At 38.4% G+C, this 14,732-nt stretch carries 13 protein-coding genes and 1 pseudogene; 6 read left to right on the forward strand and 8 right to left on the reverse strand.

What is annotated here, in order from left to right; translation table 11 throughout:
- Positions 1–5: 5 nt before the first annotated feature.
- From ACYQ35_RS01160 to ACYQ35_RS01170, 3 genes are read right to left on the reverse strand one after another with little or no spacing between them, the layout of a single operon-like run.
- Positions 6–1,412 carry a sensor histidine kinase gene (locus ACYQ35_RS01160; protein WP_009462174.1) on the reverse strand — a complete coding sequence of 469 codons (1,407 nt, stop codon included), beginning with the start codon at positions 1,410–1,412 and terminating at the stop codon, positions 6–8.
- A gap of 1 nt (position 1,413) precedes the next feature.
- A complete protein-coding gene (locus tag ACYQ35_RS01165) occupies positions 1,414–2,115 on the reverse strand; it encodes a response regulator transcription factor (protein ID WP_009462172.1) in 702 nt (233 codons plus the stop codon).
- Between the two features lie 17 nt (positions 2,116–2,132).
- Positions 2,133–4,508: an endonuclease MutS2 gene (locus tag ACYQ35_RS01170; protein ID WP_459829325.1), complete on the reverse strand. Its 2,376-nt coding sequence runs from the start codon at positions 4,506–4,508 to the stop codon at positions 2,133–2,135.
- A 141-nt stretch (positions 4,509–4,649) separates the two neighbouring features.
- Between ACYQ35_RS01170 and ACYQ35_RS01175 the strand changes: the two genes are divergently transcribed.
- The 5 genes from ACYQ35_RS01175 to ACYQ35_RS01195 all read left to right on the forward strand — a co-directional run bounded on the left by ACYQ35_RS01175 (position 4,650) and on the right by ACYQ35_RS01195 (position 10,642).
- Positions 4,650–5,930, forward strand: coding sequence for a S1C family serine protease (locus ACYQ35_RS01175; RefSeq protein ID WP_459829328.1), 1,281 nt, complete (start codon positions 4,650–4,652; stop codon positions 5,928–5,930).
- Between the two features lie 44 nt (positions 5,931–5,974).
- Positions 5,975–6,916, forward strand: coding sequence for a 3'-5' exoribonuclease YhaM family protein (locus tag ACYQ35_RS01180; RefSeq protein ID WP_009462166.1), 942 nt, complete (start codon positions 5,975–5,977; stop codon positions 6,914–6,916).
- A gap of 86 nt (positions 6,917–7,002) precedes the next feature.
- On the forward strand, positions 7,003–8,397 hold the full coding sequence (gene rlmD / locus ACYQ35_RS01185) for a 23S rRNA (uracil(1939)-C(5))-methyltransferase RlmD (RefSeq protein WP_459829332.1): 1,395 nt from the start codon (positions 7,003–7,005) through the stop codon (positions 8,395–8,397).
- Positions 8,398–8,561: 164 nt separating this feature from the next.
- Entirely contained in the window at positions 8,562–9,191 is a 630-nt protein-coding gene (locus tag ACYQ35_RS01190) for a hypothetical protein (protein ID WP_459829335.1), read from the forward strand.
- Between the two features lie 530 nt (positions 9,192–9,721).
- Complete coding sequence (locus ACYQ35_RS01195; RefSeq protein ID WP_022113188.1) at positions 9,722–10,642, forward strand: penicillin-binding transpeptidase domain-containing protein; 921 nt, start codon at positions 9,722–9,724, stop codon at positions 10,640–10,642.
- Between the two features lie 368 nt (positions 10,643–11,010).
- Here ACYQ35_RS01195 and ACYQ35_RS01200 read toward each other — a convergent pair whose 3' ends face one another.
- The 5 genes from ACYQ35_RS01200 to ACYQ35_RS01220 all read right to left on the reverse strand — a co-directional run bounded on the left by ACYQ35_RS01200 (position 11,011) and on the right by ACYQ35_RS01220 (position 14,100).
- Complete coding sequence (locus ACYQ35_RS01200; protein ID WP_004612621.1) at positions 11,011–11,331, reverse strand: TfoX/Sxy family protein; 321 nt, start codon at positions 11,329–11,331, stop codon at positions 11,011–11,013.
- Between the two features lie 26 nt (positions 11,332–11,357).
- Positions 11,358–11,753 (reverse strand): SRPBCC family protein, encoded by a 396-nt coding sequence (locus ACYQ35_RS01205; protein WP_010775277.1) that lies wholly within the window; start codon positions 11,751–11,753, stop codon positions 11,358–11,360.
- Positions 11,754–11,836: 83 nt separating this feature from the next.
- Positions 11,837–12,331, reverse strand: a complete 495-nt coding sequence (dfrF, locus tag ACYQ35_RS01210) for a trimethoprim-resistant dihydrofolate reductase DfrF (RefSeq protein ID WP_002322211.1) — start codon at positions 12,329–12,331, stop codon at positions 11,837–11,839.
- Between the two features lie 307 nt (positions 12,332–12,638).
- Positions 12,639–13,118: an MGMT family protein gene (locus tag ACYQ35_RS01215; protein ID WP_002322212.1), complete on the reverse strand. Its 480-nt coding sequence runs from the start codon at positions 13,116–13,118 to the stop codon at positions 12,639–12,641.
- A 310-nt stretch (positions 13,119–13,428) separates the two neighbouring features.
- On the reverse strand, positions 13,429–14,100 hold the full coding sequence (locus ACYQ35_RS01220) for a helix-turn-helix domain-containing protein (RefSeq protein ID WP_002322214.1): 672 nt from the start codon (positions 14,098–14,100) through the stop codon (positions 13,429–13,431).
- Between the two features lie 495 nt (positions 14,101–14,595).
- Between ACYQ35_RS01220 and ACYQ35_RS01225 the strand changes: the two are divergent.
- A pseudogene (locus ACYQ35_RS01225) lies at positions 14,596–14,732 on the forward strand (replication initiation factor domain-containing protein); the annotation flags it as partial.

Genomic DNA, 14,732 nt, shown 5'->3' on the forward strand with positions numbered 1-14,732 from the left:
CCTCTTTACTTTTTGGAAAGCGAGAAAATAAATTCTGTTCCAACCCCTTCGGTGCTGATAACATTAATACTTTCTCCGTGTGCGTTGATAATTTCTTTCACGATGGCAAGTCCAAGCCCCGTTCCCTTTTTGTCTTTACCTCGTGACAAATCTGTCTTATAAAAACGTTCCCAGATTTGATTAATGCTTTTCTTAGGAATGCCGATACCGGCGTCCTTTACGGAAACAAAAACTTTGCCTCCATGTTCGGTTGTTTCCACATAGATACTGGAATCCGCATTGCTGAACTTAACTGCGTTATCAAGGAGATTGTATAAAACCTGTTGGATTTTCCGCTTATCCGCATAGACAAAAATCGTTTTGGAGGCAAATAAAAGTTCAATGGAAATTTTTTTTGCCGTGCATCTTCCCTCAAAAGAGATAGCGGTGGTACGTATAATCTCGTGAATGTCAAAAGAACTTTTGTCCAGCAGCAGTTCTTTTGTGTCAAATTCATTTAAAGTAAGCAAATCCTGTGTTAAATCCGTAAGTCTTTCCGTTTCAAATAAGATAATGTTTAAATATTTGTCATACATTTCTACCGGAATGGTTCCGTCCGCAATGGCATTGACATAGCCTTTGATGGAGGTGAGAGGTGAACGGAAATCGTGGGAAACATTTGCGATAAATTTCTTCTGATAACTGTTCATATCTTTTAACTGGTTGGACATATAGTTTAAAGATGCCGACAGGTAGCCGACCTCATCATCGGTATTGATGTGTATTTCATGGTCCAAATTTCCGGACGCATATTGTTTTGCCGCCTCGGTAATTTTTCTAAGGGGACGGTAAATAAAAAAGTGCAGTCCCAATAAAATAGAGAACGACAAAATATAGATTACGAGCAAAGTGATATATACAACATTCAAAATCGAATCTTTCGTTTCCGTCAAATCAGAATAAGATTTGTGAATTAAAATATATCCTTTCGTATAAAACCCTTGTGTTACCGGGGCGATTACCGTAATCATTTCTTCCGAAAAATAATTATGATAATTTCCGATAAGATACTGCTCATTTCCTGCCTCAGCCGGATTAAAATCGGTAATCTGAGCGGGACTGGAGGTGGAAGGATTACTGTGGGAGGACAGTAGAAGCTTTCCGTTTCTGTCCGTAATCCATACATCTGCGTGCAGATAAGCAGTCAACCCGTTCAACTGCACCTGCGTATCATTTAGTGAAAGTGTATTGGTGAAGAAACCGGGAAGATATTCTTTTCCCATTAAATTGGCTTCTTTATATAACTCTCCTCCAATCTTTGTCTCCAGATTTGTTGCAAGGAGAGTTGAACCTAAAGTGGCAACAGTAAAAATACTGAGAAAACCAAAAGCGATATAAATCAAAATAAACTTTAAATAGAGGGTGCTTCGCATATTACTTTACCTCAAATTTGTATCCGATGCCCCACACTGTTCCAAGACTCCATGTAGGGTGATCTTTGATTTTTGCGCGAAGTCTCTTAATGTGTACGTCCACTGTTCGGGTGTCTCCCATGTAGTCATACCCCCAAATCTGATCTAATAACTGTTCCCTTGTGAAAACCTGATTTGGCGATGCGGCTAGAAAATAGAGCAGTTCCAGTTCCTTTGGCGGCATTTCCACAGGAAGGTCGTCGACAGTGACGGAATAGTTTGTCAGATTGATTTCAATCCCCGGGTAAACTACACATTTTCCTTTGTCTGCCACAGGAATCTCCTGCTTGGCAGGCTGGTAACGGCGAAGAACAGCCTTCACCCTCGCCACAAGTTCCTTTGCATCGAACGGTTTAATCATATAGTCGTCCGCACCGAGTTCCAGACCGAGTACCTTATCAAAAATTTCTCCTTTTGCGGAGAGCATAATAATCGGTGTGTTGGATTTCGCACGTATCTCCCGGCAGACCTGATAACCGTCGATACCCGGCAGCATCAGGTCGAGAAGAATTAAATTAGGCTGATAGGAATCAAATGTAGTCAGCGCCTCCTCACCATCATGTACCATCATTGTGTCAAAGCATTCTTTTGTCAGATAGAGAGAAATCAGTTCTGCAATGTTTTCATCATCATCTACAATTAGGATTTTTTGTTTTGTTACCATAAGTGTCTCCTTTTCTTTTATTTGAACTCAACGATAGTTACACCGGCATCGCCCTCACCGAAAGCACCGAGGCGGTATGATTTAACATATTTAAGCCGTTTTAAATAATTGTGAATTCCCTGACGCAGCGCTCCCGTTCCTTTACCGTGTACGATTCGCACCGAGGTTAAATGTGCAAGATAGGCGTCATCTAAATATTTATCCAGTTCCGCGATTGCCTCATCGACAGTTTTCCCAAGCAGGTTGATTTCAGGACTGACGGAAAGGGATTTACTCATTTTCATTTTTCCGCTTGAAGTTCTTCTCATCTGTTTTGCGGTGATGGTCATTGGCTCTTCAATGATTTCCAAGTCAGAAATATTTACCTGAGAGCGGAGAATACCCATCTGTACGAAGAGGTTTCCTTTGGCGTCGGGAAGGGAACTGACTGTTCCGGTTAAGTTCATACTCAATACTTTTACGGATTCGCCCAGTTTAAAATCTCCGGGTTTATGTTGCTTTTTCGGTTTCTTCGGCTGAATGGAAGATTTTTCCTGTGTTTTGGAAATCTTTTGGCGGAGACGTTCGCGCTCTCTTTCCATTTCTGCAACCGAAATATTCTCTTTTCCAAATTTGCGGAAGTTTTTCATTGTCTCGTCGGCAACTTCTTTGGCGTCACGGAGAATTGCGTTGGCTTTCTCGTTTGCTTCGCGCAAAATACGTTCTTTCTGCTCGTCCAAACGAACCTGTTTTTGCTCAACACGAGATTTTAACTGCTGGATTTCCTGCTTGTAGGAAGCAATTTCCGCTCTCTCTTTCTCGATTGTCTTTCTGCTTTCCTCGAGGTCGGAAAGTAAGTCCTCAAAAGATTCATCGTGTTCGGAAAGTTGGCGTTTTGCCTCGTCGATAATATAATCGGGAAGACCGAGTTTTCCGGAAATGGCAAAGGCGTTACTTTTTCCCGGAATACCGAGCAGCAGGCGGTAAGTCGGACGAAGGGTTTCCACATCGAACTCACAGCAGGCATTCTCTACACCCTCGGTGGAAAGAGCAAATATTTTCAGTTCACTATAGTGAGTTGTAGCCATTGTGCGAATGCCCCTCTGATGTAAATGAGAGAGAATGGCAGTTGCCAATGCAGCCCCTTCCGTCGGATCGGTTCCCGCACCTAATTCATCGAAAAGAACGAGGGAATGTTCGTCCACGTCTTTCAAGAAAGAAACAATATTTGTCATATGGGACGAAAATGTACTCAGGCTCTGTTCAATGCTCTGTTCATCTCCGATATCCGCATAGACTTCATGGAATACCGCAAGTTCAGAGCGGTCAAGGGCGGGTATATGAAGACCGGCCTGCCCCATCAAAGTAAACAGACCGACTGTTTTCAATGAAACGGTTTTACCTCCGGTGTTCGGTCCGGTGACGATAAGCAAATCAAAATCTCCGCCCAAAGTCAATGTGATTGGAACAACTTTTTTCTTATCTAAAAGCGGGTGACGTCCCTCACGGATATGAATGTATCCTTTCGTGTTAAAAATAGGTTTGCTGGCGTTCATGGAAAGTGCGAGCATACCTTTGGCAAAAATGAAGTCCAATTCGGTAAGGATAGCAAAATTTGTACGCAATTCCTGTATATATCCTCCTGCCTCTTCGCTTAATCGGGAGAGAATAACTTGAATTTCTTCCTGCTCTTTTCCATAAAGTTCTTTTAAGTCATTGTTTAATTTTACAATCGCCATAGGCTCGATAAATAAAGTGGAGCCTGTTGAAGACTGGTCGTGAATCATGCCCGGGACCTGACTTCTGTATTCTGCTTTTACGGGAATACAGTATCTGTCGCCGCGCATGGTAATGAGTGAATCCTGCAAATAGGATTTCAGTGAACCGCTGACAAGAGAAGTTAACGTAGAGTGAACACGCTCGTTTAATAACTGTATACTTCTTCTGATATGTTTCAGAGTGCTGCTGGCGTCATCACTGATTTCATCTTCCCCTAAAATACAGCGGGAAATCTCATTTGATAAAACTCCCAATGGCTCTAATTGGTTAAAATAGGTGTCCAGACAATCTTCCAAATCGTCCACTGTATCGTGTCTTCCGAAAGATTTCACACGGTTTGTTACTTGAAGGAGTTTGGCAATGCGAAGAAGTTCGTTGCATGTCAGGACACCGCCCACTTCAAGACGCATCAGGGAATCTTCTATCGGATAACAGCCGCTGAAGGAAATACGTCCTTTTTTTACAATTCTTGTAAATGCAGATGCAGTCTGTTCCTGTGCGAGATTAATATCCCCGATATTGAGCATCGGACTTAACTTCTTACAGCGGTTTTTTCCGCTTGGAGAAGAAGCCTGCTCTTCCAGTAAGTCAATAATTTTATTGTATTCTAATTTTAATTGTGCTTTCTTATTCATAGTCTACCTCAATTTTTTATAGCAAATTACAAAGTCCTATAAATTACATTTTACCTTATTTAAAGGGGAATGAAAAGGAAAATATTGAACAATGAACATCAATCATGTATACTATACAAAGGAGAATAAAGGAGTCGATATATGTCTACGGAATCAAACAAAATCCCACGGGAAGATCCAAACGAACAGAAAGATAAAGAATTTTCCTTTTTGCAGGAAACAATTAAGTCAGAGCAGATGACAGGCAGAAAATTGGCGGGGCGCGTGGTAAAAATAGCGGCGTGCGGACTCTTTTTCGGTCTTATGTCATGTGTCGGATTTTTTGCGTTGAAGCCGTGGGCAGAATCTGCGTTCCATCAAAATACAAATCAGGTTACCATTCCAAAAGATGAGGAGAATGTACAGCCGAAAGAAGAAACGGAACAGGGGCAGGCAAACATTCCTAAAATGACATTACAGAATCAGGAAGAGTTGAATGAAGCATTATTTGAAGTTGCAAAAAAGGCGGAGAAAAGTGTCGTGGAAGTTCGGGGAATTCACGGAAAAGAAGGGTGGATTGAGGAAACATACGACACGGTCAACAGTGTATCCGGTACGATAATAGCGGATACGGGAGTGGAAGTTCTTATTTTGGCAAATAATTCTGTTTTAAAAGATGCGGAGAGTCTGACATGCACTTTTTGTGACGGAAGTACATACGCTGCGGAGATAAAAAAACAGGATAAAAACTTGGGTATCGTCATTTTCAGTGTGAAAAAGGCAGCGATGAACAGCACGACATTACGTCAGGTAAGCACTCTTACACTTGGAAATTCCAACCTTGTTACGCAGGGAGATACATTGATTGCACTTGGTAAACCTTTCGGATATACAAGCGGCATCAGTTATGGCATAGCAAGTGCAGTGGATAAAGAAGTGTCTTTTGCAGATGGGGATTACCGAATGATTTTGTCTGATATTCCGGGCAGCGGTAGTGGCAGCGGTATTTTAATTAATACGGCGGGCGAAGTTGTCGGTATGATCAAACCGAATTTATCCGGCAGTGAAAATGTAACTACAACGAATGCACTGGCGATTTCAGACTTGAAAACAGTGATTGAACTTTTATCCAACGGAAGAGGCGTTTCCTATGTGGGAATTACAGGGACGGAGATTACGGGAAAAATTTCCGAAGAACAGGGGCTTCCGGAGGGAGTGTATGTTAAGAATGTAGATTCGGATTCTCCTGCGATGAAGGCGGGTATTCAGTGTGGAGACATTATCACAAGTGTAGGGAAAACAAAAGTGACTACACAGGACGCATATCAGAGCGCCATCTTGGAATACGAGCCGGGAAGACAGATAGAATTAAGTGGAAAACGAAGAAGCAATAACGGTTATGTAGAAATCAAATTTACCGTAACCGTGGGAAGTAAAGAGTAGTGGGATTCGTTTTTTAGAAAAAATAGAAAAGAAAGAGGAAAGAAATGAAATATATTAACACGTTACATGAAGGGGAGACAGTCAGGGACATTTACTTATGTAAAACAAAACGGTCTGCGGAAACAAGAAATGGAAAACCGTATGATAATCTGCTCCTACAGGACAAAACAGGAACGCTGGACGGGAAAGTGTGGGATCCAAATTCAAGCGGAATAGCAGACTATGATGAAATGGACTTCATCGAAGTGTTTGGAGAAGTCATCAGTTACAACGGCACACTGCAGTTAAATATCCGTCAAATCCGAAAAGCGTTTGAGGACGAATACAATCCGGCAGACTATATGCCTACAAGTGAAAAAAGTGTAGACGTCATGTATGATGAACTGCTCGGATACATCAGACAGGTAAACAATCCATATCTGCATAAGGCGTTAGAGCATTATTTTGTCGATGATGAAGCATTTATCAGACAATTCAAAGCACATTCAGCGGCAAAAACAGTACATCACGGATTCGCCGGAGGCTTGTTAGAACATACATTAAGCATTGTAAAGCTGTGCGAATACTATGTGGGAGCATATCCGATTTTAAACAAAGATTTATTATTTACAGCGGCAATCTTCCATGACATTGGGAAAACAAAAGAATTATCCGCATTTCCGGAAAACGACTACACAGACGATGGACAGTTATTAGGACATATCGTGATCGGTGTGGAAATGATACATGATGCAATTCGCACGATTGACGGTTTCCCGGAAAAATTGGCAAGCGAACTAAAACACTGCATTTTGGCACATCACGGAGAACTGGAATACGGCTCACCGAAAAAACCAGCGCTTGCAGAGGCGGTTGCCTTGAATTTCGCGGACAGCACAGATGCAAAAATGCAGACATTAACAGAAATATTCAAAGATAAACAGGGAAGCGAATGGATCGGGTATAATCGATTGTTTGAATCGAACTTAAGAAGAACCAGTTTGTGAAAAAAGTGTGAACGGGGACGTAGTAAAATGAAGAAATGCTACGTCCCCGATTGAAGTTTACCGTGTCCCAAAATGAAGGAGTAAGTATGAGAAAGAACGAAACAGCAGTAGTAAAAATAGAAGATATTGGCGTGAATGGTGAGGGTATAGGCAAGGTTGACGGTTATACTTTATTTGTAAAAGACGCCGTTATTGGAGACGTAGTGGAAGTTAAAGTGATGAAGGCGAAAAAGAATTATGGCTATGCCAAACTGATAAATGTTTTAGAGCCTTCAAAAGACAGAGTCCAAGCAAAATGTTCTGTAGCAAGGCAGTGCGGCGGGTGTCAGATTCAGGAACTTTCCTATGAGAAGCAACTGGAGTTTAAGGAAAAAAAGGTACGGGGAAATTTAGAGAGAATCGGCGGGTTTTCATCAGAATTTTTAGACTCCGTAATGGAAGAAATTTGTGGAATGGACAATCCGTTTCATTATCGGAATAAAGCACAGTTTCCGTTTGGCACGGACAAAAACGGACAGATTGTAACCGGATTTTATGCGGGACGCACTCATCAGATTATTCCGAATATGGAGTGTGCACTGGGGTGTGAGGAAAACGGGAAAATTTTGAAAATTATTGTGGATTTCATGAACAAATATCACATTAGTGCCTATGATGAGAAAACGGGAAAAGGGTTTGTGCGTCATGCGTTGCTCCGATTTGGTTTTACGACAAAAGAGATTATGGTCTGTCTCGTGGTAAATGGGGATAATTTTCCTCACAGTGAAAAATTAGTGGATAACCTGCGAAACATTGAAGGAATGACGAGTATTACTTACAGTGTCAATAAGGAAAATACAAATGTCATTATGGGAAAAAGTATTCACTTGCTTTGGGGGCAGACATATATCACAGACTATATAGGCAATGTGAAATACCAGATTTCTCCGCTTTCATTTTATCAGGTAAATCCGAAACAGACGGAGAATTTATATCAGTATGCTCTTGAATATGCAGGGCTGACCGGTGAGGAAACGGTCTGGGATTTATATTGTGGAATTGGTACGATTTCTCTGTTTTTGGCGCAGAAAGCGAAAAAAGTGTATGGAGTGGAAATTGTTCCGCAGGCGATTGAAGATGCGAAGAGAAATGCTGATATTAATGGAATTGAAAATGCAGAATTTTTTGTGGGGAAAGCGGAGGAGATTTTGCCGGAATACTATGAAAACTATGCCAGGGAACATGACGGTGAAAAGGCGTATGCAGATGTGATTGTTGTTGACCCGCCGAGAAAAGGCTGTGATGAGACATTGCTTCGTACGATGACGGATATGAGTCCCGAGAGGATTGTGTATGTGAGTTGCGATTCAGCTACACTGGCGAGGGATTTGAAGTATTTGTGTGAGAATGGATATGAACTTCAGAAAGTAAGGGAGGTAGATATGTTTCCGAACACGGTGCATGTTGAAACAGTGGCTCTGCTGACGAGAAAAGCCCCGTAAATCAAAGGTTTCCGCCGATTTGGGGCAAAAATGGATGTGTGTTTCAGTTTCCGCAGAATGGGTATGAGGGAATTGATTTACCCCAGGGATAAGATTTTCGGAATTATCAGTATACATTTTGGCAAAAGGAATACTTTTTCGCAAAAGAGAAGGAAGATGACGATATGAGAAGAAGAAAAGAAGAGTATAAGCAAAATAATTTCAATGGAAATGTGAATTTTACAGGAAAAACTCAAATTGCAGCAGGAGATATTATCAATAATATCTCGGAAGAGAAGCAAAAGACAGCAAATTATGATCCAGAACCAAAATGGCGTAGTCCATTTACTTTAGCTGTTTTAACATGGATTAGCACTATTATTGCAATTGTAGGAATATTTCCGTTTGCCAAAATAGTAAAAAGTATAGTTTGCTTTTTTAGAGGGATGAATGGAAATACAATAAGTTTAGATATGCAGAAATATTCTATTATTTTTATAATATTTGTATTTTTATTTTTAATCTTTTTTACACTTAGAAGAATTACTAAAAAGCAAACGAGACATCCTTTGTTTTTCAATTTTGCAATTAGTGGTTATGGGAATAGATTGACCATAGAGAAAATACATATTGAAGGATGCCCTCAATGTGGAGGCAAAATGAAATATTATAATAAACCAGTGGAATGGAGAGAAATTCTTCGTAGTGATGGAAGCACGAAACGTGAAGTGACAAAAAGAATACCTGTGTTAGAATGTAAGCGAAATGCAGAACATTGGTATGCAGTTGATCCTGCCGAGGACAGGGTAAAGTAGTAACATTAAAAGGAATTTTCAAATGGTTAAGGTATTTACCCCACCCTTAAGTTAATAGTGTCACTTTCGCTATGCAGTATAAAATCAAAGTTCAGGGGAATATTGAAACCGTCTGTCTGCTTTCAAGGAAACCTTGATTTTCTGCGGTTTGTGGGATATTAAGGAGCAAAAATGGATGTGTGTTTTGTAGCCTTATGAATGAATCATTTGAATATCGTAGCAGAGGGGTGTTTTGAGACTCTGCTGAATAATAGGCCTTTGCTAAAAGGTATTACTTTTGCGAAAATGTATGATACCCTCCGGCAGAAGCCTTTTTATATAAAGATAACTTGACTTCTAAATCTTACTGATGTAATATTTGCATGGATGTAACAGCCGCTCAAAAGGAAAATTTTTTTACATTGAAATCTTACACATGTAATAAAAGGAGGGTTGAGAAGATGGTTGTATTTAGAATGTTGATGTAAAAAATGTTCGTGGATTAGGAAGTAAAAGTTAAAAGAAGTTACAGAAGAAAGGAAGATTTTGTGATGAAACTAAAACGATGTATGATAATGGGTATAACTGCTTGCTTGATTATAGGAAGTATGTCAGGATGCAGTTCAAAAGAGAATGGAAACAGCCAATCAAATCAAAAGGAACAGACAATACAGACTAATCAAACCGAAGAAGAAATAAGTGAAAACGAGGATGTGAAGAATGAAGAGGAACTGCAGCCGACAACAGTCACTGTAGATTATGCGGAAGCGTTTCAATCAATCCAAGGGTGTGCAGTTATTTTGAATTCAGAAAATAATACATATACTTTTTATAATGAAGACAAATGCAGAACGAGGGTATCTCCTAATTCTTCGTTCAAAGTAATCTCAGCCTTAATAGGAATTCATAATCAAGTGATAACGTCAGAGGATAGTAAAATGGAGTATGATGGAATGAATTACCCAGTTGATGCATGGAATGCCGATTTAAGACTGGAGGATGCATTTCGAAGTTCTTGCATTTGGTACTTTAGAAAAGTAATAGATGAGGTGGGACAAGAAACAATTCAAGAGGAATTAAACAAATTGGATTATGGAAATTGTGACATATCTGAATGGAGTGGAAGTGGTGTGAACTCTTTCCCAGAACTTAATGGTTTTTGGATTGAATCATCTTTGATGATTTCTCCAATAGAGCAGGTGGAAGTTTTGCATAAGATTATGGAAGGGGAAACTATATATACAAAATCAGAGATAGAAATTCTAAAAAGCATTATGTTACTTGAGGCTAGTGATTCAAAAAAAATATATGGAAAAACAGGAACGGGAACAGACGGTACAGCATGGTTCATCGGTTTTGTCGAAAAAGAAAATACTAATATATATTTTGCTATATATTTAGATGATGATTCTTCGAATGAAATTAGTGGGATAAAAGCACAGGAAATAGCATTTAATATCCTAGAGGAGTAATCAAGAGAAGTTAAGATTTTACTATGTGTTGCTGGTATACTTATTGCAATGATAGCTGCACATTGGCTTTGCTTCGTTTATGAGACGGATTATAAAAAGACAGAAGGTAAGAGACCGTTTCAAGTTTTGTGTAAATTTTATATCTAATTTTCGATTATCCGCATAAACACTATACTTTCAAGTATTTTGAAGTATAGAAAAAACTCATTTTACCACGAATTTACCACGATTGAATGAGCCTTGATATGACCTATAAAATAACACCCAAAAGACATCATTACACCTAAATGGTGTCTTTTTAAAAAGCAGTCAATCCTAAAACTAACTGCTTTGTGTATATGGATATGAAATTGTAAACTAGAAGCTGTTTATTTTTTCTTTTTAGGTTTTGGCGTTGGTAGTTCATCATACATCACATCAAATAACCCCGTCAGAAAATCTTTATTATCAACTTCTTCCACCAATAACATTTCTTTGGCGTTTTCGTATGGAATTTCATAAGTAACTGTCGGCATATAAGAAATTGCAGACTTTGTTGGTTTTACAAGTAACCTATCATCATATATACCGCCAACGATTTTTCCACGATAATAAATAATAAATTCTCCCATCATTGCACGATATGTTATTTCTTGTAATTCTGATAATTGTTCTAAAACAAATTGTAAATAATCTTTACTTGAAGCCATTTCCAACCCTCCAATCTTGAATTTTATTATTCCAATGCTTTCTTTAAGTCCAGAACAAATTGCTTTTGTTGTTTTTTCAAATAGGTTTTTACAAAAGGTTTCATAAACCACTTTTTAGGTATCACATTTTCTGTAAAGTCTATTTGTGTTTCATTCCCTTTGTCTATAAAAACACCAATCCAATGACCTTTCATGTTGCTATTCTCCATATCAAATTCCCAGCGTTTATATGGTTCTGCAACGGTAACGGTAAATGTAGTAGCATATCCATTTTTTGTGTATTCAATAAATTGTTTGTCATTTATTATTTCTGTTTTGCTCAAATCACTTCGCCATGAGTTATATTTATCAACAGCTAAAACAATGTTCCAAACTTTTTGAATATCATTACTAATAATTGTATTTATATTTGAAATTGCCACTTTTTCATTTCCCCTTTTCAAACTGGAATTTGTCTTACAACAATTTATATATGCATAAAAAGCAATATATTTATGAAAACACCCTAAATCCAAAATCTACTCAATTCATTTTTCCTTACATAAAATGTTCTCGTATATTTCACTTCCTCACCAAGTGTTTCCCCTATCAAAACTTCAAAATCATTGATATCAAATTCTGGAAAGAATGTATCTCCATCTTCAATATTTAAATCTACTTCTGTGATATACATTTTATCTACTATTTGCAAAGCTTCCTTAAATAGTCCATATCCACCAGATATGTATACATCTCGTCCTTTAGCCAATAATAATGCATCTTCTAATGATTTAACTGAAACTAAATTATCTCCTTGATACTCTGTTGTGGTGGAAACAACAATATTCATTCTATTAGGCAACGGATGACCGATTTCTTCATAAGACTTTCGCCCCATAATAACCACATTACCCGTTGTTAACTCTCTAAATTGCTTTTGTTCTCCCTTTATTTTCCATGGTATATTACCATTCTTGCCTATAACATTATTCTTTGACCTCGCAACAATCAAACCTATCATCTATTTCATCCTCCATAATATGATGTCGTACCTGTGATTCCATCAAGTGCACCACATCTTAACAAACTCAAAATTATCTCGAACTAACCAGCTCGACAAATTCAAGTTTGTCGCTTTCTTCATATCCACATTATATCATTTTCATATCTGCACCACAATAAAATTTTATGCACCGATAATCTTACTGAACAGCTCTAACAAACACCATTTCATCACTCCAATCTGAAATTTAGGTATGAAAAAAGCAGTCAATCCTAAGACTAACTGCTTTGTGTATAGAGATATGAAATTGTGAAATAGAATTTGCCTATTTCAAATCAAAAAGAGAATTTTCATAGTCCTTTACATAGTATCGTATATTTTTACGCCCCTTTTGAATAATGGTATGTCCCTCTGCTTCTAATTTTTCTTTCTGTGCTTCAATACCATTTGGATATTTAGCATTTAATTCTCCGTTTGCTTTTAATGTTCTCCAATAGGGTGTTTCATCTTCGGAACGCTGATAACTCGCCCACGCTACAATAGAAACAAATATACCCGCTGTAATCGGCTCTGTAAAATCTGCACCACTCAATTTTGCAAAGTGTTCTCGTATTTTTCCAACCGTAATCACTTTACCATACGGAACTTTTTTCATTACTTTGTCATAGTCAATCGGGGGAGCAAAATACATTTTGTTTCCACCATATTTCTCAATACTTTTCTGGTCTATGATAATTTGAAATTTTGGCATATCCTTACTATCATGCAACATAGCATTAAAATCTTTTTTATCTTCATTTGCCATTTGTGCCACCTCCTACTTTAAGGATAGTCTGTTTCTTATTTCCATGCAATGAGGCTGTTTGAAAATTATTAACACTTTCAAATTTGTCGCTTTCTTCATATCCATATTATAACAGTTCCATATATCCGCCACAATAAAAATCAGCATACCCTTAGCATTTATGGAACAAAAATGCACACTTTTTCTTTCTTCCTCTTGATTACCCCACAACAGAAAAGAAAAAGCCCTGTCAAGAGCCTTGCCACCATTGGTGGTGCTTTGCACTCTTTACTGGGCTTTTTGTTTGCTGTATCTTCCATGCAAGAGGAAATTAAAGACCTCTGTTCCATTTCGCCTTTAGATAATCTTCATAGTCTGCTTCATTGAAGTCTACTTGTGGAGAAGTGTCGGGAATGTTGTTTCTGTTGTCTATATCCGCAAGCTGACGAAATATCCAATCATCATAAGGGTCATGGTATTTATACTCTTTGGGCTGTTCTCTGTATCGGTCTAACCCTCGCATTTCCTTATGTACTTTTATCATGCGTTCCAGTTTTTGACGCTGTATCAACTGCTTGATTTCCATAAGTTCTTCCAACTCCGTAACCTCATTGGTAATGTAGTTATGGATATACTGTATGAGTTTATATGCCTTGTAAAATGTGCATTCTTTTTCATCATCGAAAAATTCATTTTCAGACAGGTAATCTAAGGAAACATTGAAGTCTTGTTCCCGTTTGATAATATCCATGATATAGGGCTCGGTGTGGTCAATATACTTCCATTCTCCCGACAATAATTCATTGGGTGTTACTCCCAGCACGTCCATTATCTTTTCCAGCGTATCAAAGGTAGGATAATTCACGCCACGTTCAATCTTGGAAAGGCTCTGCATATTGATACCGATTTTGTCCGCAAGTTCCTGTTGTTTCATTCCTCTATGCTTTCTTATGGTCTGTATGTTCTCTCCTAAGAAACTGATTTTCTTTTCGTAATGCTCCATGACTTAGTATAAACACTCCTTTCATTGCTTTTCTTGGTATTTATAAGCATATCATACTTAATATATATCTAAAAGTCAACAAAAACTTCTTGACAAGTAATTCTAATGGCGTTATTATCGTATCAGATAGAGTGATTAAGCACGCTAGGGTCAATCACACGCTTGAGTAAGCATAGAAAAGATGTATTTTCATTTTGATAGCATGAATAAGCATAGACTATCAGACCGAAAATAAGGTTTCTGACTGGGGCTGTTCCGTTTAGCCACGAGCCTTACAAGGCTCGTGAGCGTTAAGAACGGATCAGACACAGGAAGAAAGGGAACGCCTTTAGGCGTTCATAAAGGGCGTATATGTAACACCGCCCTGCGTATACATGTCATAGTACCTAGAAACTGTGATAAATAAAGAGAAAAATGCAATTTATACCCCGCAAAAAACGGGGCATACGAAAGGAGTAATGCACTATAACTACACATGAAAATTTATCCGTTAAGATTGATTACATCAGCATTGTATTTGATACTGCAACCGCAGAAGATGTAATCATGTACATTTTAGGTTTACCGACTGATATTTTCAATGTCTATCCAGCAGCGGTAAGATTTAAGACCTATCAGACACGCTGGGAAAT

This window comes from Faecalimonas hominis, assembly GCF_054660755.1.

What these genes read in the sequence shown, in the direction of transcription:
- ACYQ35_RS01200 (WP_004612621.1), bottom strand. Translation starts at nt 11,331, where the DNA reads ATGGCTTCAAGTAAAGATTATTTACAATTTGTTTTAGAACAATTATCA.
- ACYQ35_RS01175 (WP_459829328.1), top strand. Translation starts at nt 4,650, where the DNA reads ATGTCTACGGAATCAAACAAAATCCCACGGGAAGATCCAAACGAACAG.
- ACYQ35_RS01215 (WP_002322212.1), bottom strand. Translation starts at nt 13,118, where the DNA reads ATGGCAAATGAAGATAAAAAAGATTTTAATGCTATGTTGCATGATAGT.
- ACYQ35_RS01190 (WP_459829335.1), top strand. Translation starts at nt 8,562, where the DNA reads ATGAGAAGAAGAAAAGAAGAGTATAAGCAAAATAATTTCAATGGAAAT.
- ACYQ35_RS01195 (WP_022113188.1), top strand. Translation starts at nt 9,722, where the DNA reads ATGAAACTAAAACGATGTATGATAATGGGTATAACTGCTTGCTTGATT.
- dfrF (WP_002322211.1), bottom strand. Translation starts at nt 12,331, where the DNA reads ATGATAGGTTTGATTGTTGCGAGGTCAAAGAATAATGTTATAGGCAAG.
- ACYQ35_RS01180 (WP_009462166.1), top strand. Translation starts at nt 5,975, where the DNA reads ATGAAATATATTAACACGTTACATGAAGGGGAGACAGTCAGGGACATT.
- ACYQ35_RS01160 (WP_009462174.1), bottom strand. Translation starts at nt 1,412, where the DNA reads ATGCGAAGCACCCTCTATTTAAAGTTTATTTTGATTTATATCGCTTTT.
- ACYQ35_RS01220 (WP_002322214.1), bottom strand. Translation starts at nt 14,100, where the DNA reads ATGGAGCATTACGAAAAGAAAATCAGTTTCTTAGGAGAGAACATACAG.
- ACYQ35_RS01170 (WP_459829325.1), bottom strand. Translation starts at nt 4,508, where the DNA reads ATGAATAAGAAAGCACAATTAAAATTAGAATACAATAAAATTATTGAC.
- rlmD (WP_459829332.1), top strand. Translation starts at nt 7,003, where the DNA reads ATGAGAAAGAACGAAACAGCAGTAGTAAAAATAGAAGATATTGGCGTG.
- ACYQ35_RS01165 (WP_009462172.1), bottom strand. Translation starts at nt 2,115, where the DNA reads ATGGTAACAAAACAAAAAATCCTAATTGTAGATGATGATGAAAACATT.